We start from the raw sequence: 26,152 nt of genomic DNA on the forward strand, positions 1-26,152 counted from the left end.
GAGTTCGCCCGGCGCGGTCGCCGGGCTCAGTTGTGGACGGGACCGTATTGGGGGGAAGGCTTTTCGTCGGGACGAGCGGATGCAGGGAAGCCGAGCGCAGCGGCGATCCCCACGAGGACGGCGAGGACCGACGCCCACCCGGCCGCGGTGAACGCGGTGGCGTGGAGGCTGCCGGTCAAGGCGAGGAACGCCGGGACGGTACATGTCGGCTGGCTGAGGAGGATCGCGACCCATCCCGTGAATCGGGTGAGTCCGTCGAACCCGAGAGCGAGGACCAGGAAGAACAACGCCCACAGGAACGCCCACGAGAGCCAGATGACCCCGAAGACGGGGTCGCCGACGACGGTGAACGACAACGCCGAGTAGACGAGGGCGGCGACCGCGACGAAGCCGGAGAACCATCCGATGCCCTGCGGCTCGAGTCCGGCCAGGTTCACGATTCCCACGTACAGATAGGTGAACCCGAACAGGTATAGGCCGGATGCGGCCAGAACGTCCGCCGTGTCCCCCTGGGCCTGGATCAGCAGGGCGGTAGGTATGACGCACTGCAGTGCGCCGACGAACAGGTTCAACACTGCAGCCGACCTGACAGGTACGACGGAGAGGAGCGTCAACCCGTTGACGAGGAGGACCGCTCCCACGTACAGCAAACCGACATTGCCCACCGGACACCTCGCCTTACTTCCAAATGAAACTGTTTCGAATGAAAGTAGTGGCCCGCGCCACACATGTCAACGAGTGTTCGTCAGAACGACGTGAGGATCTCGAAGTCGACGCCGTCAGCGATGGACAGGTGAATCCTCTGTCGAGCCACTCCGTTTCGGAACTCGACCGGGCCTCGCGGTCCGTCGAACGCAGTCCCGTCCACCACGTCGTCGAGATCGGCCGTATCCGCCGTTCCGGCGCGGGCCACGAGACTGGCCAAGGTGTTCATGCCTTCGTAGCAGGACTCGGCGGCATTGTTCAGCGCGGGCGCGTGCGGTCCGTGCATCGCTACGTACCCGGTGAGCAGATCCATCGAGTCGGCGCCGACCAGGGAACGGAAGTAGGCGGCGGCGACGTAGAGGTTCTTCGTCGCCGCCGGCCCACTCGCAAGCAGCATGTTCTCTTCCATGAGAGGGCTGAATCGGACGACCCGGTCGGCGAGTCCTCGCCGCGCGAAGGCCCGGTTGAACTCGACGGCATCCTGGCCGACGAGGAGCATCACCACCCCGTCGCACCGGGAAGCCGCGACCGCGTCCACGACATGTCTCATGTCGGCGCGCCCGAGGTCGACGAACGACTCGCCGACGATCTGCAGGTCGAACTCGTGCGCGTACATGCGTATCGCGCCGAGGGAACCGCGGGGCCATACGTAGTCGTCCCCGACGACGAACCAGCGCCGCGTCCCTACGTTCTCCCGCAGCCATTTCAGCGCAGGCGCGATCTGCTGCGCGGGGGTTTCGCCGCAGCAGTAGACGCCGCCTCGGCTCTCACCTCCCTCGTAGAGGGAGGTGTAGGCGTACGGAACGCGGCCGGTCACCACCGGGGCGATGGCATGACGCACGGACGAGATGTGCCAGCCGCTGACCGCATCGATCGCACGAGTGGACACGAGACGACGAATCTCGGTGGCGATCCGCCGGGGGTCGCCGCCTCCGTCCACGATCTGGACACAGACCTCGCGACCGAGGACGCCGCCCGACGAATTCAGGTCGCGCGCCGCCAACTCGCTCACCGCTTCGCAGGACGGGCCGAACAGACCGGCCGGCCCCTGCAGCGGCACGACCATGGCCACGCGCCACTGTGACGCGCGTGCACGATCGAGCACCGCGCTCACGTCGATGCCCTCACGGCACCGCGGGCCACGACCCGCACGTAGGCTATCATTTCACTTGGAAGTATTATTGGCGAGGCGCGAACTATGCAATAGCTCGGGGGCTGTCATGTCGGACAAGGGTGTTGCCACCTCGATGGAAGCATCTGCGACGACCGCGCTCGTCCTCGCCGCACGCCTCGCCGCACAGTCGATCGAGACCGTCCTCTCGTCCGACGAGCTCAACATGGACCACTTCCTCGTACTCGAGGCACTCGCGGTCCGGCCGGGACTGACGATGGCCGAACTGCGCGATCGGACCCGGACCCCGGCGCCGACACTCACTCGGGTCGTCGACCGCCTGGTCTCCGTTGCGGCGGTATACCGCGAGGTCGATGCCCACGATCGCCGGAAGACCCGGGTCTATCTGAGCGTGCGGGGCAAGAAGCTCTTCGACCGCCTCTCCGCGTCCGTTCGCGACGTCGAGCAGGCATGGCCGGGACCGCTCCCCGACGGCCTGCCCGATCACGTGCACCCGGTCCTCGCCGCGTTGGAGGAGGCCGCCGGCCGCTAACCTCGTGGCCGAATGTCACATGGGTTCGATGACATCGAACCGGTGTGACATTCGGTCCGGGCGCATGTGCGCGTGGTTCAACGGTCGAGTCTCGCCCGCAGCAGGAAGGTGTTGTAGTCCGACCACGTCGAGAGCATGAAGTACAGGTCCTCGTCCGTCGACCACGGATGCATGAACCCGCCGTACAGCTCGGGGTGCTGCTCCACCCCGACCAGCCGCGCGCTCTCCGACCACACCCCCTGGGGCGACTCCGCCTCCCGCACGACGATCGCGGCCTCGGCGGTGTCGAGGTACGTCATCTGCCAGCGGTCCGCGACGGCGTCGTAGCGCACGGACAACTCCCCGGCGGGGCCGTGCACGACGGGCGTCGCCGCGGTGTATCCGCCGACGGGGGTCCAGTTCCCGTCGCGCCAGTACTGGTAAGCGCGCGGCTCGAGCACCCGGCCCTCGGGCACCCGGGCCAGCGCCACCGCGCCGAGCCGGGTGTTGGGGGTGCCGAACAGGTACACGTAGCCGTGCGCCGGCACCGCCGCGGCCACCTGAAAGTTGGTGACGCCGAAGATGTTGTCCCACTTCGCATGCGGATCCTCGACCCAGGTGGAACCACCGTCGTCCGAGTACGCGACGCCCCCGTGGTTGGTCCACCACGTGCCGGGGATGCTGTTCCACGTCCGGATGGACATGTACGTCAGGTACTGGCGGCCGCCGATCGCGAATCCCGACGTCGGGATCGTGGTGATCTCGACGTTGTCGAGCTTGCGGCTGCCGAGGATCTCCGCGGCGTGGCATCGCGAGTCCTGGATCATCGAGTCGAAGTTCATCCCGTCCGTCAGGTCCCGGTCGGTGGAGAAGGCCAGCACGTTGCTGCGCCAGTCGCCGCCCTGCCCGCCCGGCGGATGGAAGCCCCGGCCGACGGTGTCGCCGAACGCGACGGCGATCCGGCCTGGCTCCGACTCCCACATGAGGCCGAGATCGGTGCCGTACACCTGCCAGCGCTTGTCCGTCCGGTTGACGGACCCGGCACCGGTCTGCTTCGCCACGGTGGCGACCTCGACGACGCGCGGAGCCGGAGGGGCGGGGACCCGCGGGGCGGGCTCGATCGGCGGGGTCTCGGGCGCCGGCGGTGGCGGCGGCGCGGCACCCTCCCCGGGCACCGGAATGCCGAGGTGGAAGGGGCTGGGCTTCAGGGCGATCCGGGGGAAGACCGGATCCGGATGGGCCGGCTCGTCGGTCAGGTCCGGGCACGGATCGGTGCACGGATCGACCGGCAACGGCGGTGGATCGATCCGTACCGGGTCCGGTTCCGGCGCCGGATACGGCACGGTGGTGATCACCGGATACGGCACCGGAATGTCGAGATCCTTCGGGACCAGCGACTCGTGCCGCCACGTGTCGCCGGCACACGGTCCGCTCCCCGGTACCCCGTCCGTCGCGGGCTCGTCGGCGCGGGCCGGCGTCGCCGCCAGCACCGCCACGAGCAGGGCGATCGCCGACGCCTGCCACCTCATGGGTTCCCCTCCCGTGCGTCACGGCGCCGGACGGACCGGCGCCGCACAGGAGGGTACCGCCGGCGCGGCGCGGTGGCGTCGCACGCGGATCTGCGGCTTTATATCCCTGTCTCGGAAAATCCCGAGAGAAGCGAAGAATTCCGAATCAACGGAAGTCGCCGGGCGTGTACTCACGGGGTTCCACCAGCACGAGCCAGTTGCCCGAGTTGTCCCGGAACACCGCCTCGACCCCGTAGGGACGCTCGGACGGCGGCTGGGTGAACTCGACGCCCCTGGCCGTGAGCTCCTCGTACGCTGCGCGGCAGTCCGTGGTGCGGAGCCCGAAGCCGCCCATGGTGCCGTCGGCCAGCGCGCGACGAACGGCCCCGGCCATCTCCGGGTTCAGGGGTGGGCCGGGCACCATCAGCGTCACCTCGAGTTCCGGGTGGTCCGGGTGCGCGACGGTCACCCAGCGGAAGCCCTCACCCATCGCCACGTCGGCGGTTTCCACGAACCCCAGCGTGTCGAGGTAGAACTTCTTCGCCGCGTCCTGATCGGTGACATAGAGGGTCACCAGGGAGATGTTCGCGATCATGGCGTGTCCTCCGGATCGGTGATGTGGCACGTCTCGACCGTAGAGCGACGGGCACGGTGCGAGCTTCTCCGAAATTGCGCAGTTCAGCGGAGGTCGCTCAGGCCGTGCATGAACACCCAGCAGCCCGGGATGCGCGGCGCCCCGGACTCGGCGAAGGCGGCCTGGTACTCGCTGGGGGTGACCCCGACCAGCTGACGGAACCTGGTGCTGAACGACCCGAGGCTGCTGTACCCGACGAGGTGACAGATCTCCGTCACGGTCAGATTCGTCGCGCGCAGCAGGTCCTGCGCCCGCTCGATGCGGCGTTCGGTGAGGTGGACGCCGGGCGTCTTGCCGTACACGGCGGTGAAGCAACGCAGGAAGTGGTACTTCGAGACCCCCGCGGCGGCGGCGAGCCCGGTGAGGTCGAGAGGTCGCGCGTACTCCCGGTCCGCGAGATCACGGGCGCGGCGCAGATGCGGCAGGAGCTCCTCGGGCACGCGGCGCGGCATGCGGCCAGTGTCGCAGCGCCCCACGACAGGAATTTCTGTCCGTGTCTAGGCGACGGGGTAGAGACCGCGATTTCGTCACGACGTCGTGATACACGACACACGCCGAAACTGCCCGAACAGGACAAAGCGGCCGGAAACGTGCTGGGAGACCGGGCAACCCGCGTATCCGGCCCCGAAGGCAACGATTGTGTAACGTATCCGGGAGGTTCCTGTCCCGACAAGCGGAGGTGATCGTCCGTGCTGCTGTCCGAAGTTCGAGCCCGGCCCGGGTACTCGCTGCTCGTGGGGGCAGGGCTGCTCGTGTCGGCCGTGGTCGCAGGCATCCACCTCGAGAACGCTGTCACCGGATACCTGATGGACCTGTCGGTCTTCCGCGACGCGGGGTGGGCGTTCCTGCACCACACCCCCCTCTACACCGAGGGCTTCCACACCAGTTCGGGCTTCCGCTTCATCTATCCGCCGTTCGCGGCGTTCCTCTTCGCCCCGCTGCCCCTGCTGAACGCGACATTGATGCAGGTGCTGTGGACCGCAGGCCTGATCGGCCTGGTGTGGTGGGTGCTGAAGGTCTCGCTCGAGCACATGGACGTCCGTCGCGCGAACCTGGTCGCGACCGCCGGACTGGGCGTGGCGCTCTGGCTCGAGCCCATCCGCTCCAACTTCCTGTTCGGGCAGATCAACATCCTCCTCATGGCCCTCGTCGTCGCCGACGTCCTCGGCGTGATCCCGCAGCGGTTCCGCGGCGTCGGGATCGCCCTCGCCGCCGCGATCAAGGTGACCCCGGCCGCGTTCGGTGTGCTGTTCCTGCTCCGGCGGGACATGCCGTCGGCGGCGCGCGCCTTCGGTGCGTTCCTCGCCGTGGCGGGCTTCGCGTACTGGCTCCGCCCGGAGTCCTCCGTGTACTTCTGGACCACCGAGGCCTGGGCCACCGACCGGGCCGGGGACCAGGACTTCTTCCGCAATCAGGCGCTCAGCGGCCTGCTTGCCCGGCTGGGCGTCGAGGGGCACGCCTACACCGCCGCCTGGCTCGCGGGCGTCGCACTCGTCGTCCTCGGGGCGCTGTGGGCCGCCCACCGCTTCACCCGATCGGGCGAGCACGTCGTCGCGCTCGGGGTGATCGCGCTCGCGACCCTGCTCGCGGCGCCCATCGCGGTGACGCATCACTGGGCCTACAGCGTGCTGCTCGTCGCGGTCGCGCTGGCTCCGCGGTACCGCTCGTGGTGGCCCGTGCTGCTGCCGGCCGCGCTGGTCTTCCTCGTCGGGCCCAACTACCTGCTCGAGGACACCTCCACGCACGGCTGGGTCGAGTCGGCCATCCAGCAGACTCTCGGCAACGCCCAGTGCGTCACCGGACTCGTGGTGCTCGTCGCGGTGGCCGTCGCGGCCCGGTCCCGCCGTCCCGGCACGGTTCCGGCACCGGCCGGCGCTCGCGCCGCTCAGCTCCAGAACGCCCCGGCCAGGACGTAGATCGCGGTTCCGGCGACGGTGCTCAGCGCCGCGCTCCGCCGCCACAGGTGCACCGCGACGGTTCCGGCGAGGCCCAGCACCGCCGGTAGCCACGTCGCCGGACCGACGTCGCGCAGCGTGTACATCACCAGGATGACCATCACCCCGGCCGGCATCGCGCCGCCGAGGTAGCCCACCACGTCCGACTCCCGCAGCCGGGCGAGCGCGGCGAACGGGACCGCCCGCAGACCCACGGTGACGACGAACATCGCGATCAGGGCACCGACGACGTAGCCGGCGCCCGGTACCGACTCAGGCACGGGCCACCTTGTTGCGGTAGACGAACCGCAGCAGCAGATACGCGACGAACAGGCCCAGCGAGATCACCAGCATGCCGTCCTTCGACACGGTCACCCCGACGAGGCCGCACACCAGCGCGGCGGCCGACGCCGGCAGGTCGCGCCCGAGACGGAATGCGTCGAGCGCGAGCACGGCGAACAACGCCGTGAGGGCGAACTCCAGACCCGACAATCCCGCGGGCAGCGCCGCACCGACCAGGGCGCCCGCGGTCCCGGACGCGACCCACAGCAACTGGCACGTCGCCGCGACCGCGAGCATCCGCGCGCCGGTCAGCTCGTCGCGACGCTTGGTGGCGACGATGGCGTAGGTCTCGTCCGTGAGGGCGTAGACGCCGTACGCCCGCCCGAGCCGGCTGCGGATCTTCTCCAGCGGAAAGGACAGTCCGTAGAACACGTGCCGGAAGTTCACCAGCAGGGTCGCCGCCGCGATCGACGCCACCGGGGTCACCGCACCGATCAGGCCGACGGCGAGGAACTCCATCGAGCCCGCGTAGATCACCGTCGAAAAGACGGGCGCCCACCACCAGTCGAAACCTGCCTGCGTGAGCACGACCCCGAACGCGAGGCCGAGCGGGATCAGGCCGAGACCGACTGCCCAGGAGTCGCGGACACCCGTGCGGATCTCGGAGAGACGGCCATCTGCCATGGCTCCAGGCTATGGGGTGACCTGCTCGCCCGGCGCAGCAGGATGCGGCGCTCCTCTTCCGACATCCCGCCCCAGATGCCGTGCCGCTCCCCGGCCTCGAGGGCGTGCCGGAGACACTGGGTCAGCACGGGACAGGACTGGCAGATTCGCTTCGCGGCGCGGACGCGGTCGGTGCGTGCCTCCCCGCGCTCGTTCTCCGGATGGAAGAACGTCGCGGCGTCGGCGTCCCGGCAGGCGGCCTGCAGCTGCCAGTCCCAGGACTCCGTGATCGCCGGGGGCAGGGTCAACAGCTTGGGCGCGGGCATAGGTTCTCCCTTCGTCAGGCGGCTCCGCCGCCGGTATGCCTTTTGGGCGGTCAGGGCAGCCCAAAAGGCACACCGGCGGCGTCAGCCGCGTCAGGCCAACGCACGCAGGCGCGGCGCCAGATCACGCTCGAACAACTCCAGAAACCGCCGCTGATCGTGCCCCGGCGCATGGAACACCAGATGATTGAGCCCGGCCTTCACATACGCCCCGACCTGCTCGACCGCCTCGTCCGGATCCGACGCCACGATCCACCGCCTGGCCACCTGCTCGATCGGCAACGCATCGGCAGCCGCCTCCATCTCGATCGGATCGTCGATCGAATGCTTCTGCTCCGGCGTGAGCGAGAGCGGCGCCCAGAACCGGCAGTTCTCCAACGCCCGCTCCGGATCGGTGTCGTAGGAAATCTTGATCTCGATCATCTTGTCGATCCCCGCCACGTCCCGGTCGGCCTTCGCGGCGCCCTCCGCCACCGCCGGCAACAGCTTCTCGGTGTAGAGCTCCATGCCCTTGCCCGAGGTGCAGATGAACCCGTCCCCCGCCCGGCCCGCATACCGCGCCACCACCGGACCGCCCGCCGCGATGTACACCGGAACCCCGCCCTCGGGCACGTCGTAGATCGACGCCCCCTTCGCGGCGTAGAACTCGCCCTCGAAATCGACCCGCTCCCCCGTCCACAACGCCCGCATCAGCCGCACCGACTCGCGCAACCGCGCGAAGCGTTCCTTGAACTCCGGCCACTGGCCTTCGTACCCGGTGGCGATCTCGTTGAGCGCCTCCCCCGTGCCCACCCCCAGCATGACCCGCCCCGGATACAGACACCCCATCGTCGCGAACGCCTGCGCGATCACCGCCGGGTTGTACCGGAACGTCGGCGTCAACACACTCGTGCCCAGCTGCAACCGCGACGTGCGCTCGCCCACCGCGGTCATCCACGCCAACGAGAACGGCGCATGCCCCCCGCTGTGCCGCCACGGCTGGAAATGATCCGACACCGTCGCCGAATCCATCCCCCGCTCCTCCGCCAGCACCGCCAGCTCCACCAGCTCCCGCGGCCCGAACTGCTCCGCCGACGCCTTGTACCCCAACTTCAGACCCTGCGACACCACGAACTCCTCGTCGTCGGAACCTCGGAAACGGCGGCAGGACGCGCCGCGGCGTGCAGCCGCGAATGCACGTCCTGCCGTTGTCGTTTCCCGTTACTTGATGGCGAAACCGCGATAGCCGTCGGCTGCGACGTCGTCGCAGATGTCACGGTAGGTGTTGAGCCCACCGACGTAGGACATGATCACCTGCGGCTTGCCCGGCACGTTGGCGCCCGTGTACCACGAGTTGCCTTCGGGGTAGAGCGTGCCCTTCGCCAGTTCGTTGTTCAGGTCGGTCCAGTCGTGCGTGTACGGTTCGAGCGCCTCGAACCGGCGGGCGCCGCGCTGCTCGAGTCGTTCGATGCAGTCGGCGGTCCACTCCACGTGCTGTTCGATCGCGCACACCACGTTGGTGAGCACGTTCGGACTGCCGGGGCCGGTGAGCATGAACATGTTCGGGAACCCGTCGACGGCGATTCCGAGGTACGTGACGGGGCCGTCCTGCCACTTCTCCTGCAGCGTCTGCCCGCCCACGCCGGAGATGTCCATCTTCAGCAGCGGACCGGTGATCGCGTCGAACCCGGTGGCGAGGACCACCGCGTCGAGCTCGTGCTCCACGCCCCCGGCCCGGATTCCCTTGTCCGTGAACTCCTCGAGCGGCGCCTCGCGCAGCGACACGAGCTCGACATTGTCCCTGTTGTAGGTCTGGAAGTAGTTGGTGTCCAGCGTGATCCGCTTGGCGCCGAGTGGATGGGTCCGCGGCGACAAGCGTTCGGCGAGCTCGGGGTCCTGCACCACAGCACGGATCTTGCTGCGGAAGAACTCCGCGATGGTCTCGTTGGCCTCCCGATTGGTGAACAGGTCGGGGTAGGCGGCGATGAGGTCGATCGCCCGGTGCCGGTTCCACCGCTCCTCGTAGGTCGCCCACCGCTCCTCCGGGGAGTGATCGAGCGCGCTGACCTCGAGGGTGTCGGTGTACTGGCCCGACGGTGTGGTCTTCGAGGTCGCCTTGAAGGTCTCGATGTTCTCCTTGAACTCCCGCTTCTCGTCCTCGGTGAGGGGACGGTTGCCACAGTCGAGGCTGAACGCCGGCGTCCGCTGGAACACGGTCAGCTTCTCGGCCTGCTCGGCGACGAGCGGGATCACCTGGACGCCGGACGAACCGGTGCCGATCACCCCGACGCGCTTGCCGGTGAAGTCGACGCCCTCACTGGGCCAGTCGGCCGTGTGGTACGTCGCGCCGCGGAAGTTCGCCAGGCCCGGGAAATCCGGCGTCTGCGACGTGGACAGACAGCCGACCGCGGTGACGAAGTACTTGGCGACGGCGACGTCTCCGGAGTCGGTGGTGATCGTCCACCGGTCGGTGTGGTCGTCGAACCGAGCCGAGTCGACCCGCGTCCGGAACCGGAAGTGCTTCTTCACATCCAGCCGGTCCGCGGCGAAGTTCAGGTAGCGCAGGATCTCCGGCTGCGCGGGATAGCGCTCGGTCCACTCCCACTCGTCGATGAGCTCGGGCGAGAACGTGTAGGCGTATTCCATGCTGATGCAGTCGCATCGAGCCCCGGGGTACCGGTTCCAGAACCAGGTGCCGCCGACGCCCTCGGCCGCCTCGAAGGCGCGGACCGTCAGTCCCATCTCCCGCAGCCGATGCACCATGTAGATGCCGGAGAATCCGGCACCCACCACGATCGCGTCGAATTCCTCTGCCGCCTTCTCGAATCCCATGCCGGCCTCCGTCCTCATCGGGCGATGTCCGCGCCGGCGAGCACGTCCTCGACCGCTTCGACGACGTAGTCCATGCCGTCCTTGGCGCCCGGCAGGACGTTCACGAACTGGAAGAAGCCGTGCATCTGTCCGGTGAACACCTTCTCGCGCACAGGGATCCCCGCCGAGCGGAGCGCCTCGGCGTACTTGCGGCCCTCGTCGTGCAGAACGTCGTGCTCGGCGAGCAGCACCGCGGCCGGCGCGACACCGGTCAGCGATTCGGCGTTGATCGGGGCGACCTCCCAGCGGGTGCGGTCCTCCGCCTCGGGCACGTACAGGTCCCAGAACCACACCATCGCGTCGCGGGTGAGCATGAGCTCGTTCGCGGGATCGAGGTAGCTGGGTGTGTCGAAGTCGCAGTCGATGACGGGGTAGGCGAGGAACTGCAGGGCGAGTTCGGGACCGTTCTCCCGGACGGCGCGCTGCGCGACCACCGCTGCGAGGTTGCCGCCGGCGCTGTCACCGCCCACGATCAGCGGGGCGTCCGCGGCCGCGTAGGTGGCCCGGTTCGCCGCGAGCCACTGCAACGCGGCCCAGGCGTCGTCGGCGGCGGCGGGGAACAGATGCTCGGGGGCCAGGCGGTAGTCGACGAGGGCGACGGCGCAACCGGTGCGTTCGGCGAGCTGCCGTCCCAGCGTGTCGTAGCCGTCGAGGCTGCCGACCACCCAGCCGCCGCCGTGCAGGTAGACGATCACGCCGCGGGCGTCGCCGGTCGGGACCAGCACGCGAACCGGCACCTCGTGTCCGTCGGCACCGGGGACGGTGATGTCGTCGACTCGGGCCATCTCCGGTCCGGGGCCGCACAGCTCGATGAAGCCGTCGCTCAGCGTGCGCGCCTCCTGCGGGCTCATCTCGTGCAGCGGAGGGCCGCCTGCCTCGGCCATCTGGGTGAGGAACGCGGTGGTGGCGGAATCGAGGGCCATGGCATCTCCTTCGTGTGCGGCATGGGTTTCGACAGACGTCGACAACTCCCGATCGGATGCGCAGAGTCGGCGCCCAGCGAGTGATGCACATCACCATAACCATACGCATGATTATTTGCAATACCGCGCGGCAGAGCCCTTTATCTATGCGCATGATTGGGCTAGCTTGGAAGAGAGTTCCGGGGGGCGTCTCCCCGCATCTGCCGTCTCCCCGCATCTACTACGGAAGGCCACCGACCATGACTGCCGGAAACCAGGACACCGCGCTGCAGAGCCCCATCGACACCGTCGTCTCCGACCGTGCCTTCCTCGAGTGCCCGCGCTGGCACGACGGACGGGTGTGGGTCTCGGATCTCTACCGGCACGAGGTGATCTCGATCGGTTCCGACGGTGCGGTCACCGTCGAGGCCACCCTCCCCGGCGACGAGCCGTCCGGGCTCGGCTGGCTGCCCGACGGGCGCCTGCTCATCACCGCGATGGAGTCCGGGCGGATCATGCGCCGCGAGCACGACGGCGAGATCGTCGTCCACGCCGATCTCTCCTCGGTCGCGACCGGCAAGCTCAACGACATGGTGGTCGCCGAGGACGGCACCGCCTACGTGGGCAGCTTCGGCTTCGAATTCAAACGCGACACCCCGATCGCGCCGGCCAACCTGATCCGCGTCGCGCCGGACGGCTCCTTCACCGTCGAGGCCTCCGACCTCCGCTTCCCCAACGGCATGGTGATCACCCCCGCCGGCACGCTGGTCGTCGCGGAGAGCATGGGCAACAAGCTGACCGCCTTCGACATCGGGGCCGACGGCCGGCTCGATGGGCAGCGCACCTGGGCCGCGTTCGGACCGGACCTGCCCACCGAGTCGGTCAAGGCCGCGATGAGCGCCGCGGCCGTCGCGCCGGACGGCATCTGCCTCGACAGCGACGGTGCGGTGTGGGTCGCCGACGCTCTCCACCGGCGGGTCATCCGCGTCGAGGAAGGTGGCACGATCACCGCCGAGGTCGTGTTCCCGACCGGGGTGTTCGCGTGCATGCTCGGCGGGCCGGAAGGCAACACCCTCTACGCCTGCGCGGCGCCGAACTCCTCGGAGGCCGCCCGTCGTCATACGCGCGACGCGAGCCTGCTCGCCACCCGCGTCGGCGCCACCCACGGCGGTCGCCCGTAGGACGGCCCTCAGGACGTGCGAAAGGGCGGCGATTCGACGAATCGCCGCCCTTTCCCGTTCGATCAGTAGGGCGCGTACGCCGCCGCGGAGGCCGGCTGGTCGAGCACGCGGTCCACCGTGATGTCCTTGCGCTCGATGAGCAGCGCACCGTCGCGCTCGGCGAACGTGTCGGCGTAGCGACCGTACAGCCGCTGCGTGCCCTCGGGCCCGGCCACCGTCGCCTCGAAGTACGCGTCGACCCGCACCCGGCCGTCGCCCTCGCCGGTCACGCGGACGTTGGTGATCGCGTGACGGGAGAACTCCGCGCCGGACTCGGCGAAGGCGCGGTAGACCCCGAGGAACTCCTCCGGCCCCACATCCTCCTTGCCGTTCTGGATGATCGAAACGTCGTCCGTGATCAGGGCGCGCAGGGCGTCGAGGTCACCCTCGTCCACGGCGGATGCATACGCGTACATCAGGTCTTCCGCGCGGCGGGCGAGGTCGGGGGATACCGCAGTCATGTCGGGTCCTTCGCTTTCGTCGGTGCCGGATACCGGGGTGCGCCCTCGTCGCGGACGCACCCCGCACCCGTCGTGGATCAGGGAAGCTGGATCAGCTTGGTCTCGAAGAACGCATCGAACCCTTCGATGCCGCCCTCACGGCCGAGACCGGACTGCTTGTAGCCGCCGAAGGGCTGCACGACGCACATCGCGTAGCCGTTGACGGAGATCTGCCCGGTGCGCACCCGTCGCGCGATGCTCTGGGCCAGCTCCTCGTCCTTCGCGTAGACGGAGCCGGACAGGCCGTAGTCCGAGTCGTTGGCGATGGCGACGGCCTCGTCGATCGAATCGAACGGGATCACCACCAGCACCGGTCCGAAGATCTCCTCCTGCGCGATGCGCATGTCGTTGGAGACGTCCGCGAACAGGGTCGGTTCGACGTACCAGCCGCGGTCGAGGTGGGCCGGCTTGCCGCCGCCGGTCACCAGCCGGGCGCCTTCCTTCTTCCCGACCTCGATGTAGTCGAGCACCCGCGTCTGCTGACGTTCGGCGGCGAGGGGTCCGAGGACCGTGTCCTCGTCCCGCGGGTCACCGACCTTCACGCTCTCCATCACCGCCTTGATCGCCTCGACGACCTCCTCCTGGCGCTCACGCGGGACGATGATGCGGGTGAGGGCGGCGCAGACCTGCCCCGAATGACCGATGCCGCCGAACACCATGCCGGGCAGGAAGGTATCGAGGTCGATGTCGTCGGCGATGATCGCGGCCGACTTGCCGCCGAGTTCGAGGGTGACCCGCTTGATCCGCTCTGCGGCCCGGCTCATGACCACACGACCGGCCGCCGTGCTGCCGGTGAAACTGATCTTGTCGACGTCCGGGTGGCTGACGAGGTAGTCACCCACCTCCCGTCCTGCCGGGACGACGCTGATGACGCCCTCGGGCAGGCCCGCCGCGTCGAGCGCCTCGGCCAGCATCATCATGGTGACGGGTCCCTCCGGGGCCGGCTTGAGCACCACCGTGCAGCCCGCGGCGAGCGCAGGCGAGATCTTCAGCGAGCCGGTCGCGACGGGACCGTTCCACGGGACCACGACCGCGACGACGCCGATGGGCTCCCGCACGATCTTGCCGTGCCCGCCCTTCCAGGTGCGCTCCTCCTCGAACGCGAAACGCTCGTGGAACGTGGCCGCGTCGTCCCACATGTCGACGGCGTTCTGGTGGAACAGCGTGGACACCGCTGCGGGAGCGCCCAATTCGAGGGTGAAGGCCTCGGCCATCTCCGGGATCCGCTTCTTCACCTCGTTCCCGACGCGCACGAGGATCTCCGCGCGCTCGGCGGGCGTCATCCGCGGCCAGGGGCCTTCGTCGAACGCCTTGCGCGCCGCCGCGACGGCGCGGTCCATGTCGGCCTCGCGCGCCTCGGGCACGGTCGCGATGACCTCACCGTTGATCGGGGAGATCACCTCGATCACCGCGTCGCTGGACGGCTCGACCCACGATCCGCCGATGAACAGCTTGTCGTAGCTCTTCAACTGGATGGGAGTGGCTGTGGTCATGCTGTGTTCCTCCACTCGACCGCGGACTCTCGCCACGGCGACTCGCTGGATGGGATGGGAGTACTACTTCACTGCCGGCGCCGGCGCCTGCAGGGGCGCCGACAGATCCCGGATCGCGTCCGGATCCACGACGGCACGACGATCGATCGCCATGCGGGCTTGCACCATGTGCCGGGGGGAATCGACGCTCAGGTGCGCGGTGAGCTGCTCGGCGGCATCGAACCAGGCCGCACCCCACTTGCCGTCCGCACCCTCCCGGAACACCATATCGTCGGATTCGCTTCTGTGTCCGACGAATTGGATCTTGTGCCCGAACTGGTCGCTCCAGAAGTACGGGATCGGGTCGAAGACGGGCGGCGACTGCGGCCGCAGGAGTGCACCGGCGACCGTCGCCGGTCCGGTGCGCGCCTCGTCCCAGTGCTCACCACCGAGTCGTGTCCCGAACCGGGGCGACCAGCGCATCGCGACGTCGCCGACGGCGAACACCGACGGGTCGGAGGTACGCAGCGACTCGTCGACGACGACCCCGCGATCGATCTCGAGACCGGAGCCGGTCAGCCAGCCCACGTCGGGCCGCACTCCGATACCGGTGACGACGACGTCCGCCGGGAGCGCGGTGCCGTCGTCCAGCGTCAGTCCGCCGGGCGTGATCTCGCCGACGCCGGTGCCGCAGCGCAGATCGACCCCGTCCCACCACGCGTGCAGCCGCTCGGCCACCTGCGCGCCCAGCGGTCCCGCGAGCGGCCGGGGCCCGGCTTCCACGCAGGTCACCGAGCAGCCCAGAGCCAGTGCGGTCGTGGCGATCTCGGCGTTGATCCAGCCGGCACCGACGAGGACGACACGGGCTCCCGGGCGTAGCTCGGCGCGAAGACGCTCGGCGTCCGCGGCGGTGCGCAGCACGAGTTGCCGGCCGGTCCCGGGCAGGGTGACCGGGGCCGCGCCGGTCGCGACGACCAGCGCATCGTAGGAGTGCTCGCCGGCATCGGTGCGCACCACCCGGGCGGCGGTGTCGAGCGACCGGGCCCGGACCCCGAGGCGCAGTTCGACACCGAGCGCCGCGTAGTCGACGTCGAACGTGGTGTCCTGCGGCTCGGCGAGTGCGGACTTGCTCAGCGGCGGCCGGTCGTACGGCGGGGTGGGCTCGGCGCAGAGCAGTTCGAGCTCACCGTCGAAGCCTTCGGCGCGCAGCGCCTCACACGTGCGGAGCCCGGCGAGGCCGCCGCCGACGACGACGATTCTTCGGCCGTTGAACACGGCGTTCCCCTGTCCTGTCGATGAATCGGATGATGCGGTGGACGTGCTCGGCACCCCTCAGTACAGGGTGTAGTCCGACAGCACCCGCGGGCCCGGCGTGTAGGTGGCCGGGATCCGCTGCCAGCCCATGTTGGTGCCCTGGTGCGGGTACCGCTCGAGCGCGGAGAAGTCCACCTCGTAGTCGGGCATCCGCTCGAGAATCTGGCTGATGAGCGTCTTGGACATGTAGCGACCGAGATGCGATCCGGCGCAACGATGTACACCGATCCCGAAGGCGGTGTGCCGGTTCGGCCACCGTTCGATGTCGATCTCGTCCGGGTTCTCGAAGAGCTTCTCGTCGCGGTTGGCCGACGACCACGACAGCAGCACCCGGTCGCCCTTCTTCATGGGGCAGCCCTGGAAGTCGGTGTCCTTGGTGACGGTCCGGGCGAGCGCCTGGGTGGGCGAGAAGTACCGCAGGAACTCCTCGACGGCGTGGTCCATCAGACTCGGGTCGTCGATCAACCGCTGACGCACGGCCGGGTGCTCCGCGAGCCACACGAGGGCCTGGCTCACCAGGGACGCGGTGGTTCCGACACCGCCGGCGAGCAGCAGATCGACGATCGAGTACATCTCGAAGTCGTTGAGCGGGCGGCCGTCGATCTCCTGCTGCACGAGGTAGCTGATGATGTCGTCGGTGGGGTTCTCGCGTCGTGCCCGGATGGTCTCGCGCATGCGATCACCCAGGTAGGGGAACTCGACCTCCATCGCGTGGCGGTAGTCGTCGCTTCCCGGGATGCCGGCGAGCGCCTGGTGGTGCGCATGGGAGTAGCGCTTCCAGTCGGCCAGGTCGAGGCCGAGCCAGTCCACCGTCACGATGGAGGGAACCGCGATGACCGAGGTGAGGTCGCATTGCCCGTCCTCGATCACGCTGTCGATGAACCCGGCGGTGTGGCGGTCGACGAGTGCCTTCATCCGCTCGACGGCCGCGGGCGCGGTGATCGGGTTGACGATCTTGCGGTACTTGCGGAACTCCGGGGGATCGAGCTCGATGGGGATGTGGAAGTGCATCGGAGTCTTCGGGATGACAACCGAAAGGCCTTCTCCCCCATATTCGTTACGCGCCGACGAGAACGTCTCGTCGTCACGGGCGGCCTCGAAGACCGAGTCGTAGTCGCTGAGCACCCAGTACCCGCCGTGCGCCTCCGTCCAGGCGACTCGCTCGTTCTGGCGAACCTTGCGGTACGAGGCGACCGGATCGGCAGAGTGCTCCTGCGAATTGTGGTCGAAGTTGATGACGGGGCAACGATTGCGGCTGTCCATCGCGTGGACCCTCCTGCGTCGGATCGGGCATCTCCTGCTAATGGTTATAACAGATGATATAGTAGTGTAGATCACACCGCCAGCCCGGCCATCAAATCAAATGTTCAACGAGCTGGCATCCTCGATATCCGGATGACGGAAGGAGCGACCGATGAAGGTTGTTGTCGACGAGAACCACTGCCAGGGCCACGGGCTGTGCTTCATGACCTCCCCCCAGGTCTTCGCGCTGCGCGAGGAGGACGGCCACGCGTACGTCCTGCCCGGGGGCGACGACCCGGCCAACGAGCACGCCGCACGCGAGGCAGCCGCGTCCTGCCCCGAGCGTGCGATCTCCGTCGTCACCGAGTGACGACGCCTTTCGATCGGCCGGCACACGACGCAGGAAGGGGCCCCGGATACGTATCCGGGGCCCCTTCCTGCGCCTGCGGTGGGCCTCAGCCTTGCGCCTGCGGTGCGCGTCAGCCCTGCGCCCGCGGTGGGCCTCAGCCCAGTGCGCGGTCCCACTGGATGACCTGATCGAGCAGGTCGGGGTACTTGCGCTGGGCATACCGCCGGTAGGCGTTGATGTGGTCGCGCATGCGTTCCTCGGAGCCGATCTCGTCCCCCTGGGAGAGCGACTCGTAGATCCGGGTGTGCGCGACGATGATCGCCTCGCGCCGGTGCGGTGGGTAGTCGATGCCGACCGCCGTGCCGTCCATGATGCCGAGCAGGGAATCGACCATGTACCCGAACAGCGGATTGCCCGAGGACCAGGCGATCAGGTCGTGGAAGCTCTTGTTCGCCTCGAGGAACTCGTGCTGGTCACCGAGCGATCCGTGCATCCGGTCGATGGTTTCCTTCAGATCGACGAGCGTCTCGCCGCTGATGCGCTGGGCGGCCAGCCGGCTGATCATCGGCTCGAGGGCGGTGCGCGCCTCGATGATGACGCTGAACGGGGCGTCCTTGAGCTGCATGAGGAGGATGAGCGAACTCGCAAGATGGGACGCGTCGGGGTCCAGCATCACCGGCCCGCCTCTCGGTCCCGGCTTGAGAGCGATGACCCCCTGGAATTCCAGCAATCGCAGGGCTTCCCGCAGTGTGCCACGACCGATCTCGTACTTCTCGAGCATGATCCGCTCCGACGGCAGCAGATCGCCCGCCGCCAGATTCTGCCTGGTCGCGTCCCTGATGATGTGCTGCGCCACCACCATGGCCGCTTTGGGCGCCCGTCCTGTGATCATCGCGCCTTCTCCTCCCCGGAGCGCCCGCCGGCTCGGGAACGCCGTCCGGAGCGGACACTCCCCACTTCCCGCCGAGCCAAAATAATGCTAACGATTATAACGTACAGTTCGTGTGTCGGGCCGGAAAAGATGCGCCGAGCGAGCCGCATCTCCCAGGTACCCAGCCCAGCCGAACCGTGAACCTCGATCGAAGGAGTTCCGATGAGCAGCCCCGCCTCCACCACCACGAGCGTCGTTCTCGACTCGGTCGACTCGAGCCTGTGGATCCGGCTCAACCGGCCCGAGCGCCGCAACGCGTTCGACGCCGAGATGTGCGCGGTCATGGTCGACGCGCTCCACAACGCCACCGAATACCGCTCGGTGGTCATCACCGGATCCGGTGGAAGCTTCTGCGCCGGCGGGTCGCTCGGACAGCTCAGTCAGCCGACCGTCAAGGAACTGCGCGGTCTCTACCGGTCCTCGCTCGAACTGTTCGACGCGATCCGCACCTGCCCCCGGCCGGTCGTCGCGGCCGTCAACGGTGCCGCGGCGGGCGGCGGCAACGAGCTGGTGGTGGCCTGCGACCTCGCCGTCGCCGCCCGCTCGGCGACCTTCGGGCAGACCGGCCCCCGCGTCGGTAGTTCTCCGGTCAGCGGCGCCACGAACGTGATGGGCGTTCAGATCGGCGAGAAGCGCGCCAAGGAACTGTCGCTGCTGTGCCGGCGCTACCCGGCCGAGCGCGCGTACGAGATGGGACTGGTGAACGAGGTGGTCGACGACGAACTCCTCGAGGAATCCGTCCGTTCGCTGTGCCGCGAGTTCGAGGCACTGAGCCCGCGGTACCTCGAGATCACGAAGGTCAGTTCGAACATCTGGTGGAACTCCGCCCGGGACTCCTTCAGCAACGGCCTCGGCATGCTCGTCCAGGCGATCGGCAGCGCCGACATGGTCGAGGGCGCGCAGGCATTCCTGGAGAAGCGCAAGCCGCAGTTCCCGCCCGCCGAATAGACACACGTTCGATAATGGTGCACATCAATGTGCACAATCGCGTGCACAATGAGTACAGTGCACATTTCGGATCGACCGGGGACGTCGCCCAGCCGATCCGCCGACACGGCGAGCACCCGCTCCGCCGTGAGAGCCTCCGCTTCCCGGAAGTCAGGAGGCCGAGAGGCTGAGGAGGCTTTCGTGGCTGCAATGTCGAGAGGCCCGAAGACGTCGCTGGTGGTAGCCCAGCAGATCGTCCGGGATACGGCGCGAAAAGGTCTGCAGCCCGGGGACCTGCTGCCCCCGGAGAAGGCGATGCTCGAGGAGTACCAGATCGGCCGCGGGACCCTGCGCGAGGGACTGCGGCTGCTCGAGTTCCAGGGCATGATCGCCCTCAAGCCGGGACCCAAGGGCGGTCCCGTCCTCCTCGACCCCGACGCGTCCCACCTGGCGAGCACCATCATCCTGCTGATGCAGCTCCAGAACGCCTCCCTCAACACCATCGTGGAGGCGCGCACCGCCCTCGAGCCCGTCATCTGCCGCCTGGCCGCCGAGCGGATCAGCGACGAGAACCTGCAGGAGCTGAAGCAGTCCGTCGACCGGATGCAGCAGTCGTTCGACACCGCGGACATCGACACGTTCCTCGAGACGAACAAGCAGTTCCACGACGTCATCGCCTGGTCCACCGGCAACGCGCTCTTCGGCTACCTGACGGACGCGCTGCTCCGGATCACCGGCGGCACGGTGATGGGCGTCGACCATCCCGCCCCGCTGCGGGAGACGACGCTCAAGGCGCACACGCAGATCTACGAGGCGCTGAATTCGCACGACGCGGACCTGTCCGAGGACCGGATGCGCGACCACATCAACGAGTACGTCCGCTACGCCGAGCGCAAGTTCCCCGAACTCCTGAGCCAGGTCCTGCCCTGGAACCAGGCGCTCGGCGGCTGACCACGACCGTCGGCGACGTCCGGCGACACGGACCCCAGCGGGCCCGCACCGAGCACCGGCTCGGCGCGGGCCCGCCGTCGTTGCGGGCCGTCCCGCCGCCCGCCCGGCCTCCCGCGCCCCCGCTTCCCTCGCGCTATTGCTTATATCCATGCGTATGGTTATGGTGATAGCGATCACATGCACACATCGCGATCACATCCGTCGAGCCCGCGCCGGAGCCCTGCCCCGGCCGCCGCTCGCGCCTTCACCCCGTCACGAGGAGAAGCCATGAAGACCATCGGAGCGCTGCTGTGGGAGCCGGGAACCCGGTCCGGTTGGAGCGTCGAGGAAATCGAGATCGATCCCCCCAAGAGCCGGGAGGTGCGGGTCAAGCTCGCCGCCTCCGGCATCTGCCACAGTGACGACCACGTCGACACCGGCGACATCCCCCTCGACTGGGCGCCGATCATCGGTGGCCACGAAGGCGCCGGCGTGATCGAGGAACTCGGCCCGGACGTCACCGGTTTCGAGGTCGGCGACCACGTCGTCCTGTCCTTCCTGCCGTCCTGCGGCCACTGCAAGATGTGCACCATCGGCCGTTCCAACATGTGCGAGATGGGTGCCGGCGTGCTCGCGGGCTACGCACCCGACGGCACGCACCGCGTCCACGCCCGCGGCCAGGGCGTCGGCCCGTTCTCCTACCTCGGCACCTTCTCGCCGTACGTCGTGGTCAACATCGACTCGTGCGTGAAGATCGGCAAGGACATCCCGCTCGACAAGGCCGCGCTCATCGGCTGCGGCGTGCCCACCGGCTGGGGATCGTCCGTCTACGCGGCCGACATCCAGCTCGGTGACACCGTGGTCGTCATCGGCACCGGCGGTGTGGGCATGAACGCCGTCCAGGGCGCCCGGCACAAGGGCGCCAAGAACATCGTCACGATCGACCCGGTCGAGTTCAAGCGCGACCAGGCGAAGATCTTCGGTGCCACCCACACCACCGAGAACTTCGACCAGTGCCGCGAGGTCGTCGATCAGCTCACCGACGGCCAGGGCGCCGACGTCGTCATCATCACGGTCGACATCGCCTACGGGCACCTGCTGAACCCCGCCCAGGAGATGACCCGTCGCGGCGGCACCCTGGTGCTCACCTCGGCGGCGCCGGTCACCCAGCGCGACGTGCCGTTCGACCTGTTCACCTTCGCGATGTCGGGCAAGCGCCTGCAGGGCACCCTGTACGGCACCACGACGGCGCGCCGCGACATCCCGCTCATCGCCGACATGTACCGCCGCGGCGAGTTCAAGCTGGACGAGCTGGTCACCAAGACCTACAAGCTCGAGGACATCAACACCGCGTTCAAGGATCTCCGCGACGGCAAGAACATCCGCGGCGTCATCATGTACGACGACTAGATCGGCACGCGCGACTGCGCGGGTGATCCGCGCCCGGCACCCGGGCCGGGACGGAGTCGACACTCCGTCCCGGCCCGTCCGTGTACCTCCGACAGGAACAGAGCCGATGACTGCCTCGAACCTCGCGGACCTCGATTCCGCCGCCCTGAGCCGCCTCGTCGCCAAGGACGAGATCCGGGATCTCGCAGGGCGTTACGCCCTGGCCGTCGACGACCACGACATCGACGCCGTCCTGTCGATGTTCACCGAGGACGGTGTCTTCGAGGTCGCCGGCACCGAACTGTGCGGCCGTGAGCAGATCCGCCCCTTCTACGTCTCCAGCATGGACCGTTACCACACCATGCTGCACACCCCCGAGATCCACCTCGTCACGATCGAAGACGACTCGCACGCAAGCGGAATCATGACCGGCCACGCCGAACTGGCCGTCCACGACACGCTGATGATGACCGCCTTCCGCTATCGGGACCGGTACGTGCGGCGGGACAGCACATGGCTTTTCGAAAGACGCACCGTATCGTTCATGTACGCGGTACCGTTCGAGTCGATGGGCTCGAGTTTCCGTACCACCAAACGGATTCGGTGGCCCCAGACCCGATACACCGAAGCCGACTATCCGGAGTCGGCTCCCACCTGGAACACCTACCGCTGACGGCGGATCGGGCCCGTCGGCGGCCCCGAAGGAGCAGCTATGACAGGACGGGTAGCAGGTAAGGTCGCGTTCATCACGGGGGCGGCCCGCGGCCAGGGACGCAGTCACGCGATCCGCCTCGCCGAGGAGGGCGCCGACATCGTCGCTCTCGATGTCGCCGAGGAGATCGAGAGCGTCACCCGCTTCTACCCCGGCGCCACCGAGGAGGACCTGGCCGAGACGGTGCGCGCCGTCGAGGCCCTCGACCGCCGGATCATCGCCCGCAAGGCCGACGTCCGCAACTTCGACGCCGTGAAGGCCGTCGTCGACGAGGGCATCGCCGAACTCGGCCGGATCGACATCGTCGCCGCCAACGCGGGGATCTTCCTCTTCGGCGACGAGACGCACCTCGTCACCGAACGCGACTGGGACGACGTCCTCGACATCAACCTCAAGGGCGTGTGGCACACCTGCAAGGCCGTCACCCCGCACCTGATCGAGCAGGGCACCGGTGGCTCGATCGTCATCACCAGCTCCACCGCAGGCCTGAAGGGCACGCCGAACGTGGCGCCCTACACCGCGAGCAAGCACGCCGTGGTCGGCCTGATGCGCACGCTGGCACTGGAATTGGGGCCGCACGGCATCCGCGTCAACACCGTGCATCCCACCGGCGTCGCCACGGACATGATCCTGAACGAATCCTGCTTCCGGCTGTTCCTCCCGGACGTGGAACATCCCACGCAGGAACAGGCCGCACCGGTCTTCGCCACCACCAACGTCCTGCCCGTGCCGTGGATCGAACCGATCGACATCTCCAACGCGGTGCTCTACCTCGCCTCCGACGAGGCCCGGTACGTCACCGGCACCGAACTCAAGGTCGACGCCGGCTACACCCTGCGCTGATCCGGCCGGACGAACGGGAGACCTCATGACCGCAAGACTCGACACCCCGCGTCTCGATCCCGCCCGCCCCGCCGAGGTCGCCGAGCGCTGGCTCGCGGATTTCGCCGATGCACTCCGGTCGGGCGGTACCGGCGACTATCCGGATGCTCTCGCCACCGACGCATGGTGGCGCGACCTGCTCGCCTTCACCGGTGATCTGCGCAGCCTGCACGGCGAATCGGCGATCCGCCCGCTGCTCACCGGCGCGGCGGACCTCGAGGTCCGCGACGAGGCACTCGATTCCGCCGCCCCGCCGGTTCTGCTGCCCACCGGCGACGGTCCGCCGGTGATACAGCTGCTCTTCCGCCTCACCGTCCGCTTCGGACAGGTCCGTGGCGTCGCGCGCCTGACCCCGGACGAGACGGACCGCTGGCGAGCGATCGCCGTGCTGACGGCCCTCGACAGTCTCGCCGGGGCCGAACCGGCTGTCGGAGAACGTCGTCCGATCGGCGCCCCGGAACCCGGGGAACGCGTCACCGCCCACTGGGGCGACCGCCGCCGTCTCGCGAACGAGTGCGCCGACCGGGATCCGGACGTCCTCGTGATCGGTGCCGGGCATTCCGGCCTCGGACTCGCCGCCTACCTGGGCGCGATGAACGTGCACACGCTCGTCGTCGAACGCAACGAGCGCGTGGGCGACAACTGGCGCAACCGGTACGACTCGCTGGTGCTGCACGACCCCGTGTGGTCGAACCATCTGCCGATGATGCCGTTCCCACCCACCTGGCCCGTGTTCACCCCGAAGGACAAGATGGGTGACTGGCTCGACATCTACGCCCGGGCCCTGGAACTGAACGTGTGGACGCGCACGGAACTGGTGAGTGCCTCGTACGATCCGGCGACGAGGCGCTGGGAGGTGCTCCTCGACCGCGGCGGCGAACGGCGCGTACTGCATCCACAGCACGTGGTCCTGGCCACCGGACTGAGCGGCACCGAGCCGCTCGTCCCGGACATCCCCGGGACCGGAGAATTCGCGGGCGAACTGCTCCATTCCGGCCGGTACGCGACGGACCCCCGACGGAGCGGCCGGAACGTCGTCGTCATCGGCACCGGGAACAGCGGCCACGACATCGCGCAGGACCTCTACAACACCGGCGCGAACGTGACCCTCGTCCAGCGGGGTCCGACCTACGTCGTCGGCGGCACCACCGTGGTCGACGTCATGCTGAAGCCGGCCTACGGCGAGGACACCGCACCCACCGAGATCGCCGACCTCGTCGGGGCGTCGTTCGCGCGACGGGACGAGGGATTCGTCGACGGTCTGCGTACCGCGGTCGCGGCGATGGCCGACATCGATCGTGATCTGCTCGATGCCCTGAGCGCCCGGGGATTCCGCCATCACCTGGGCGACGGCGGGACCGGAGCGATGAACCTCTTCCTCACCCGCAACGGCGGCTACTACATCGACGTCGGCGCCTCGCGGCTCGTCGCGGACGGGTCGATCGGGCTGGTCGCCGGGAAGACCGTCGAACGATTCGTCCCCGAGGGTGTCATGATGTCGGACGGCACCGTCCTGCCCGCCGACACCGTCGTGTTCGCCACCGGATTCCGGGGCATTCTCGACACTGCCCGCCGCGTCCTGGGCGACGCGGTCGCCGACCGGTGCGGACCGGTCTGGGGCCTCGACGACGAGGGCGAGATCCGGTCGGTGTGGCGACGTTCCGGCCACGACCGGTTCTGGTTCAGCGGCGGCAATCTCACGTTCGCCCGGATCTACAACAAGTACCTCGCACTGCAGATCAGAGCCGACCTGGACGGCATCGACCTGCCGTCCGTTCCCTGACCCATCCCCTCGAGTACACGGAGACCGACACATGCGCGCCGACGACATCAACGAGATCATCCGCGTCACCCACCTCTACGCCCGGGGTCTCGACCGGTTCGACCCCAAGGAAGCCCTGTCCGCCTTCGCACCCGACGGGGTGTGGGACGCCAGCGCCGTGGGCCTGACCCGGTACGAGGGCCACGAGCAGATCCTCGACTTCTTCGAGCGGGACGCACAGGCGGTGGACAAGCAGTTCCACATCATCACCAATCACGTGATCGACTTCGAGGACGACGACCACGCCACCGGTACGAATTACGTCTTCTCCGAAGCGGAGATGAAGAACGGCGCCGCCATCAAGGCGATCGCACTCAACGAGGACCGCTACGTCCGCACCGCCGACGGCTGGAAGATCGCCGAGCGGATCATCACGGGTCTCACCACGCCGCAGATGGACGGCTTCGACGCCTGACCACGACGGCGAGATACGCGGCCGGGGTGGGGACTTCGCAGTCCCCACCCCGGTCGCGTGTCCCGGTCGGGTATCCCCGATCAGATGTCCTTGGTGATCTCGTAGAAGTCGAACGAGACGCCGGCCTGCGCGAAGTTCTCGAGGTCGGCTGCGCCCTGCTGTCCTTCCGGCGACGCCATGTCCGCGAGCATGGCTTCCTTGCTGTCCCAGTCGCAGACCGCGACCAGGAAGTGCGGCGGGGTGCTGCCGTCGGGAGTGGAGCACACACCCCATTCGTAGTTCCGGATGCCCTGCTGCTTCAGTGCGAGCTTGGAGTGCACGTTGCGGTAGTGGTCGAGGAACTTCTCGGGATCCTCGGGGTGGTTGTAGGCGGCGACGAGTCGGTACATGTGGACCTCTTTCGATGATGGGTTCGGACATTCTCCGGGCGGCGGACCCGCACGCGGGATGGTGGAGTGGTCCCGCACGCAGCAAGAAGGCAGGAAAGCCCGCCACATATATTCGCTTTCCGTCTTTGATTATATCCATTCGCATTGATAGAGTGATACCCGTCACAGACTTTTTTTCCGCGCCGGCCGATCAGCCGGGCGGATCACGCTCCCG

28 protein-coding genes are annotated in these 26,152 nt (G+C 68.3%); 11 read left to right on the forward strand and 17 right to left on the reverse strand.

Annotation, left to right across the window (positions count from 1 at the left end; all coding sequences use genetic code 11):
* Window positions 1–26: 26 nt before the first annotated feature.
* Window positions 27–665, reverse strand: a complete 639-nt coding sequence (locus tag RR3_RS03705; RefSeq protein ID WP_040271027.1) for an AmiS/UreI family transporter — start codon at window positions 663–665, stop codon at window positions 27–29.
* An 80-nt stretch (window positions 666–745) separates the two neighbouring features.
* Window positions 746–1,771, reverse strand: a complete 1,026-nt coding sequence (locus tag RR3_RS03710; protein WP_048771466.1) for a substrate-binding domain-containing protein — start codon at window positions 1,769–1,771, stop codon at window positions 746–748.
* A 154-nt stretch (window positions 1,772–1,925) separates the two neighbouring features.
* Here RR3_RS03710 and RR3_RS03715 point away from each other — a divergent pair, with 154 nt between their 5' ends.
* Window positions 1,926–2,369, forward strand: a complete 444-nt coding sequence (locus RR3_RS03715; RefSeq protein ID WP_017679781.1) for a MarR family winged helix-turn-helix transcriptional regulator — start codon at window positions 1,926–1,928, stop codon at window positions 2,367–2,369.
* Window positions 2,370–2,446: 77 nt separating this feature from the next.
* Here RR3_RS03715 and RR3_RS03720 read toward each other — a convergent pair whose 3' ends face one another.
* The 3 genes from RR3_RS03720 to RR3_RS03730 form a co-directional block, all read right to left on the reverse strand.
* Window positions 2,447–3,877: a glycoside hydrolase family 183 protein gene (locus tag RR3_RS03720; RefSeq protein ID WP_072786342.1), complete on the reverse strand. Its 1,431-nt coding sequence runs from the start codon at window positions 3,875–3,877 to the stop codon at window positions 2,447–2,449.
* A gap of 145 nt (window positions 3,878–4,022) precedes the next feature.
* Window positions 4,023–4,451, reverse strand: a complete 429-nt coding sequence (locus RR3_RS03725; RefSeq protein WP_017679783.1) for a VOC family protein — start codon at window positions 4,449–4,451, stop codon at window positions 4,023–4,025.
* Between the two features lie 83 nt (window positions 4,452–4,534).
* Window positions 4,535–4,942: a helix-turn-helix transcriptional regulator gene (locus RR3_RS03730; RefSeq protein WP_010596942.1), complete on the reverse strand. Its 408-nt coding sequence runs from the start codon at window positions 4,940–4,942 to the stop codon at window positions 4,535–4,537.
* 237 nt (window positions 4,943–5,179) lie between these two features.
* On the opposite strand from RR3_RS03730, the gene RR3_RS03735 reads away from it, so the two are divergent.
* Window positions 5,180–6,406, forward strand: a complete 1,227-nt coding sequence (locus RR3_RS03735) for a glycosyltransferase 87 family protein (protein ID WP_064066595.1) — start codon at window positions 5,180–5,182, stop codon at window positions 6,404–6,406.
* On the opposite strand, the gene RR3_RS03740 is transcribed toward RR3_RS03735, so the two are convergent.
* From RR3_RS03740 to RR3_RS03765, 6 genes are all read right to left on the reverse strand, one after another.
* Complete coding sequence (locus RR3_RS03740) at window positions 6,376–6,705, reverse strand: branched-chain amino acid transporter permease (protein WP_003934551.1); 330 nt, start codon at window positions 6,703–6,705, stop codon at window positions 6,376–6,378. The genes RR3_RS03735 and RR3_RS03740 overlap by 31 nt on opposite strands.
* A complete protein-coding gene (locus tag RR3_RS03745; RefSeq protein WP_010596940.1) occupies window positions 6,698–7,390 on the reverse strand; it encodes an AzlC family ABC transporter permease in 693 nt (230 codons plus the stop codon). Before RR3_RS03745 ends, RR3_RS03740 begins: the two co-directional genes overlap by 8 nt.
* The gene (locus RR3_RS03750; protein ID WP_017679785.1) at window positions 7,321–7,695 is read right to left on the reverse strand and encodes a WhiB family transcriptional regulator; all 375 of its coding nucleotides are present in this window, start codon (window positions 7,693–7,695) and stop codon (window positions 7,321–7,323) included. Before RR3_RS03750 ends, RR3_RS03745 begins: the two co-directional genes overlap by 70 nt.
* Before the next feature lie 90 nt (window positions 7,696–7,785).
* Window positions 7,786–8,799: a glucose-6-phosphate dehydrogenase (coenzyme-F420) gene (gene fgd / locus RR3_RS03755; protein ID WP_026137550.1), complete on the reverse strand. Its 1,014-nt coding sequence runs from the start codon at window positions 8,797–8,799 to the stop codon at window positions 7,786–7,788.
* A 93-nt stretch (window positions 8,800–8,892) separates the two neighbouring features.
* Window positions 8,893–10,503 carry a flavin-containing monooxygenase gene (locus RR3_RS03760; RefSeq protein WP_017679787.1) on the reverse strand — a complete coding sequence of 537 codons (1,611 nt, stop codon included), beginning with the start codon at window positions 10,501–10,503 and terminating at the stop codon, window positions 8,893–8,895.
* A gap of 14 nt (window positions 10,504–10,517) precedes the next feature.
* Window positions 10,518–11,465: an alpha/beta hydrolase gene (locus RR3_RS03765; RefSeq protein ID WP_010593992.1), complete on the reverse strand. Its 948-nt coding sequence runs from the start codon at window positions 11,463–11,465 to the stop codon at window positions 10,518–10,520.
* Window positions 11,466–11,704: 239 nt separating this feature from the next.
* Here RR3_RS03765 and RR3_RS03770 point away from each other — a divergent pair, with 239 nt between their 5' ends.
* A complete protein-coding gene (locus RR3_RS03770) occupies window positions 11,705–12,625 on the forward strand; it encodes an SMP-30/gluconolactonase/LRE family protein (protein WP_010593993.1) in 921 nt (306 codons plus the stop codon).
* A gap of 62 nt (window positions 12,626–12,687) precedes the next feature.
* On the opposite strand, the gene RR3_RS03775 is transcribed toward RR3_RS03770, so the two are convergent.
* From RR3_RS03775 to RR3_RS03790, 4 genes are all read right to left on the reverse strand, one after another.
* Window positions 12,688–13,125: a nuclear transport factor 2 family protein gene (locus RR3_RS03775; RefSeq protein WP_010593994.1), complete on the reverse strand. Its 438-nt coding sequence runs from the start codon at window positions 13,123–13,125 to the stop codon at window positions 12,688–12,690.
* Window positions 13,126–13,202: 77 nt separating this feature from the next.
* Window positions 13,203–14,657 carry an aldehyde dehydrogenase gene (locus RR3_RS03780; RefSeq protein ID WP_017679788.1) on the reverse strand — a complete coding sequence of 485 codons (1,455 nt, stop codon included), beginning with the start codon at window positions 14,655–14,657 and terminating at the stop codon, window positions 13,203–13,205.
* Window positions 14,658–14,720: 63 nt separating this feature from the next.
* Window positions 14,721–15,911, reverse strand: a complete 1,191-nt coding sequence (locus RR3_RS03785) for an NAD(P)/FAD-dependent oxidoreductase (protein ID WP_017679789.1) — start codon at window positions 15,909–15,911, stop codon at window positions 14,721–14,723.
* 57 nt (window positions 15,912–15,968) lie between these two features.
* On the reverse strand, window positions 15,969–17,213 hold the full coding sequence (locus RR3_RS03790; RefSeq protein WP_017679790.1) for a cytochrome P450: 1,245 nt from the start codon (window positions 17,211–17,213) through the stop codon (window positions 15,969–15,971).
* 151 nt (window positions 17,214–17,364) lie between these two features.
* Here RR3_RS03790 and RR3_RS03795 point away from each other — a divergent pair, with 151 nt between their 5' ends.
* Window positions 17,365–17,562, forward strand: a complete 198-nt coding sequence (locus tag RR3_RS03795; protein ID WP_003938422.1) for a ferredoxin — start codon at window positions 17,365–17,367, stop codon at window positions 17,560–17,562.
* Window positions 17,563–17,695: 133 nt separating this feature from the next.
* Here the strand turns inward: RR3_RS03795 and RR3_RS03800 are convergent, their stop codons facing one another.
* Window positions 17,696–18,403, reverse strand: a complete 708-nt coding sequence (locus RR3_RS03800) for a FadR/GntR family transcriptional regulator (RefSeq protein WP_010593998.1) — start codon at window positions 18,401–18,403, stop codon at window positions 17,696–17,698.
* A 231-nt stretch (window positions 18,404–18,634) separates the two neighbouring features.
* Here RR3_RS03800 and RR3_RS03805 point away from each other — a divergent pair, with 231 nt between their 5' ends.
* The 7 genes from RR3_RS03805 to RR3_RS03835 all read left to right on the forward strand — a co-directional run bounded on the left by RR3_RS03805 (window position 18,635) and on the right by RR3_RS03835 (window position 25,549).
* The gene (locus RR3_RS03805; protein ID WP_010593999.1) at window positions 18,635–19,420 is read left to right on the forward strand and encodes an enoyl-CoA hydratase/isomerase family protein; all 786 of its coding nucleotides are present in this window, start codon (window positions 18,635–18,637) and stop codon (window positions 19,418–19,420) included.
* A 189-nt stretch (window positions 19,421–19,609) separates the two neighbouring features.
* Window positions 19,610–20,350, forward strand: coding sequence for a FadR/GntR family transcriptional regulator (locus tag RR3_RS03810; RefSeq protein ID WP_010594000.1), 741 nt, complete (start codon window positions 19,610–19,612; stop codon window positions 20,348–20,350).
* 267 nt (window positions 20,351–20,617) lie between these two features.
* Window positions 20,618–21,739 (forward strand): NDMA-dependent alcohol dehydrogenase, encoded by a 1,122-nt coding sequence (locus RR3_RS03815; RefSeq protein ID WP_010594001.1) that lies wholly within the window; start codon window positions 20,618–20,620, stop codon window positions 21,737–21,739.
* Window positions 21,740–21,845: 106 nt separating this feature from the next.
* Entirely contained in the window at window positions 21,846–22,391 is a 546-nt protein-coding gene (locus tag RR3_RS03820; RefSeq protein WP_017679791.1) for an SgcJ/EcaC family oxidoreductase, read from the forward strand.
* 39 nt (window positions 22,392–22,430) lie between these two features.
* On the forward strand, window positions 22,431–23,273 hold the full coding sequence (locus RR3_RS03825) for a mycofactocin-coupled SDR family oxidoreductase (protein ID WP_003938428.1): 843 nt from the start codon (window positions 22,431–22,433) through the stop codon (window positions 23,271–23,273).
* A gap of 25 nt (window positions 23,274–23,298) precedes the next feature.
* On the forward strand, window positions 23,299–25,095 hold the full coding sequence (locus RR3_RS03830) for a flavin-containing monooxygenase (protein WP_017679792.1): 1,797 nt from the start codon (window positions 23,299–23,301) through the stop codon (window positions 25,093–25,095).
* Window positions 25,096–25,126: 31 nt separating this feature from the next.
* On the forward strand, window positions 25,127–25,549 hold the full coding sequence (locus RR3_RS03835; RefSeq protein WP_010594004.1) for a nuclear transport factor 2 family protein: 423 nt from the start codon (window positions 25,127–25,129) through the stop codon (window positions 25,547–25,549).
* 80 nt (window positions 25,550–25,629) lie between these two features.
* Here the strand turns inward: RR3_RS03835 and RR3_RS03840 are convergent, their stop codons facing one another.
* Window positions 25,630–25,938 carry an EthD family reductase gene (locus RR3_RS03840; protein ID WP_003938431.1) on the reverse strand — a complete coding sequence of 103 codons (309 nt, stop codon included), beginning with the start codon at window positions 25,936–25,938 and terminating at the stop codon, window positions 25,630–25,632.
* Between the last annotated feature and the right edge of the window lie 214 nt (window positions 25,939–26,152).

The sequence above is a fragment of the Rhodococcus ruber NBRC 15591 genome, from assembly GCF_001894945.1.
GTDB lineage: Bacteria > Actinomycetota > Actinomycetes > Mycobacteriales > Mycobacteriaceae > Rhodococcus > Rhodococcus ruber.

Bases quoted from the DNA above. Each gene is read 5' to 3' on its own strand.
- RR3_RS03730 (WP_010596942.1), bottom strand. From the start codon at position 4,942: ATGCCGCGCCGCGTGCCCGAGGAGCTCCTGCCGCATCTGCGCCGCGCC.
- RR3_RS03715 (WP_017679781.1), top strand. From the start codon at position 1,926: ATGTCGGACAAGGGTGTTGCCACCTCGATGGAAGCATCTGCGACGACC.
- RR3_RS03795 (WP_003938422.1), top strand. From the start codon at position 17,365: ATGAAGGTTGTTGTCGACGAGAACCACTGCCAGGGCCACGGGCTGTGC.
- RR3_RS03710 (WP_048771466.1), bottom strand. From the start codon at position 1,771: ATGGTCGTGCCGCTGCAGGGGCCGGCCGGTCTGTTCGGCCCGTCCTGC.
- RR3_RS03780 (WP_017679788.1), bottom strand. From the start codon at position 14,657: ATGACCACAGCCACTCCCATCCAGTTGAAGAGCTACGACAAGCTGTTC.
- RR3_RS03840 (WP_003938431.1), bottom strand. From the start codon at position 25,938: ATGTACCGACTCGTCGCCGCCTACAACCACCCCGAGGATCCCGAGAAG.
- RR3_RS03815 (WP_010594001.1), top strand. From the start codon at position 20,618: ATGAAGACCATCGGAGCGCTGCTGTGGGAGCCGGGAACCCGGTCCGGT.
- RR3_RS03765 (WP_010593992.1), bottom strand. From the start codon at position 11,465: ATGGCCCTCGATTCCGCCACCACCGCGTTCCTCACCCAGATGGCCGAG.
- RR3_RS03790 (WP_017679790.1), bottom strand. From the start codon at position 17,213: ATGGACAGCCGCAATCGTTGCCCCGTCATCAACTTCGACCACAATTCG.
- RR3_RS03835 (WP_010594004.1), top strand. From the start codon at position 25,127: ATGCGCGCCGACGACATCAACGAGATCATCCGCGTCACCCACCTCTAC.
- RR3_RS03805 (WP_010593999.1), top strand. From the start codon at position 18,635: ATGAGCAGCCCCGCCTCCACCACCACGAGCGTCGTTCTCGACTCGGTC.
- RR3_RS03810 (WP_010594000.1), top strand. From the start codon at position 19,610: ATGTCGAGAGGCCCGAAGACGTCGCTGGTGGTAGCCCAGCAGATCGTC.
- RR3_RS03830 (WP_017679792.1), top strand. From the start codon at position 23,299: ATGACCGCAAGACTCGACACCCCGCGTCTCGATCCCGCCCGCCCCGCC.
- RR3_RS03775 (WP_010593994.1), bottom strand. From the start codon at position 13,125: ATGACTGCGGTATCCCCCGACCTCGCCCGCCGCGCGGAAGACCTGATG.
- RR3_RS03725 (WP_017679783.1), bottom strand. From the start codon at position 4,451: ATGATCGCGAACATCTCCCTGGTGACCCTCTATGTCACCGATCAGGAC.
- RR3_RS03750 (WP_017679785.1), bottom strand. From the start codon at position 7,695: ATGCCCGCGCCCAAGCTGTTGACCCTGCCCCCGGCGATCACGGAGTCC.
- RR3_RS03745 (WP_010596940.1), bottom strand. From the start codon at position 7,390: ATGGCAGATGGCCGTCTCTCCGAGATCCGCACGGGTGTCCGCGACTCC.
- RR3_RS03825 (WP_003938428.1), top strand. From the start codon at position 22,431: ATGACAGGACGGGTAGCAGGTAAGGTCGCGTTCATCACGGGGGCGGCC.
- RR3_RS03800 (WP_010593998.1), bottom strand. From the start codon at position 18,403: ATGGTGGTGGCGCAGCACATCATCAGGGACGCGACCAGGCAGAATCTG.
- RR3_RS03760 (WP_017679787.1), bottom strand. From the start codon at position 10,503: ATGGGATTCGAGAAGGCGGCAGAGGAATTCGACGCGATCGTGGTGGGT.
- RR3_RS03770 (WP_010593993.1), top strand. From the start codon at position 11,705: ATGACTGCCGGAAACCAGGACACCGCGCTGCAGAGCCCCATCGACACC.
- RR3_RS03820 (WP_017679791.1), top strand. From the start codon at position 21,846: ATGACTGCCTCGAACCTCGCGGACCTCGATTCCGCCGCCCTGAGCCGC.
- RR3_RS03720 (WP_072786342.1), bottom strand. From the start codon at position 3,877: ATGAGGTGGCAGGCGTCGGCGATCGCCCTGCTCGTGGCGGTGCTGGCG.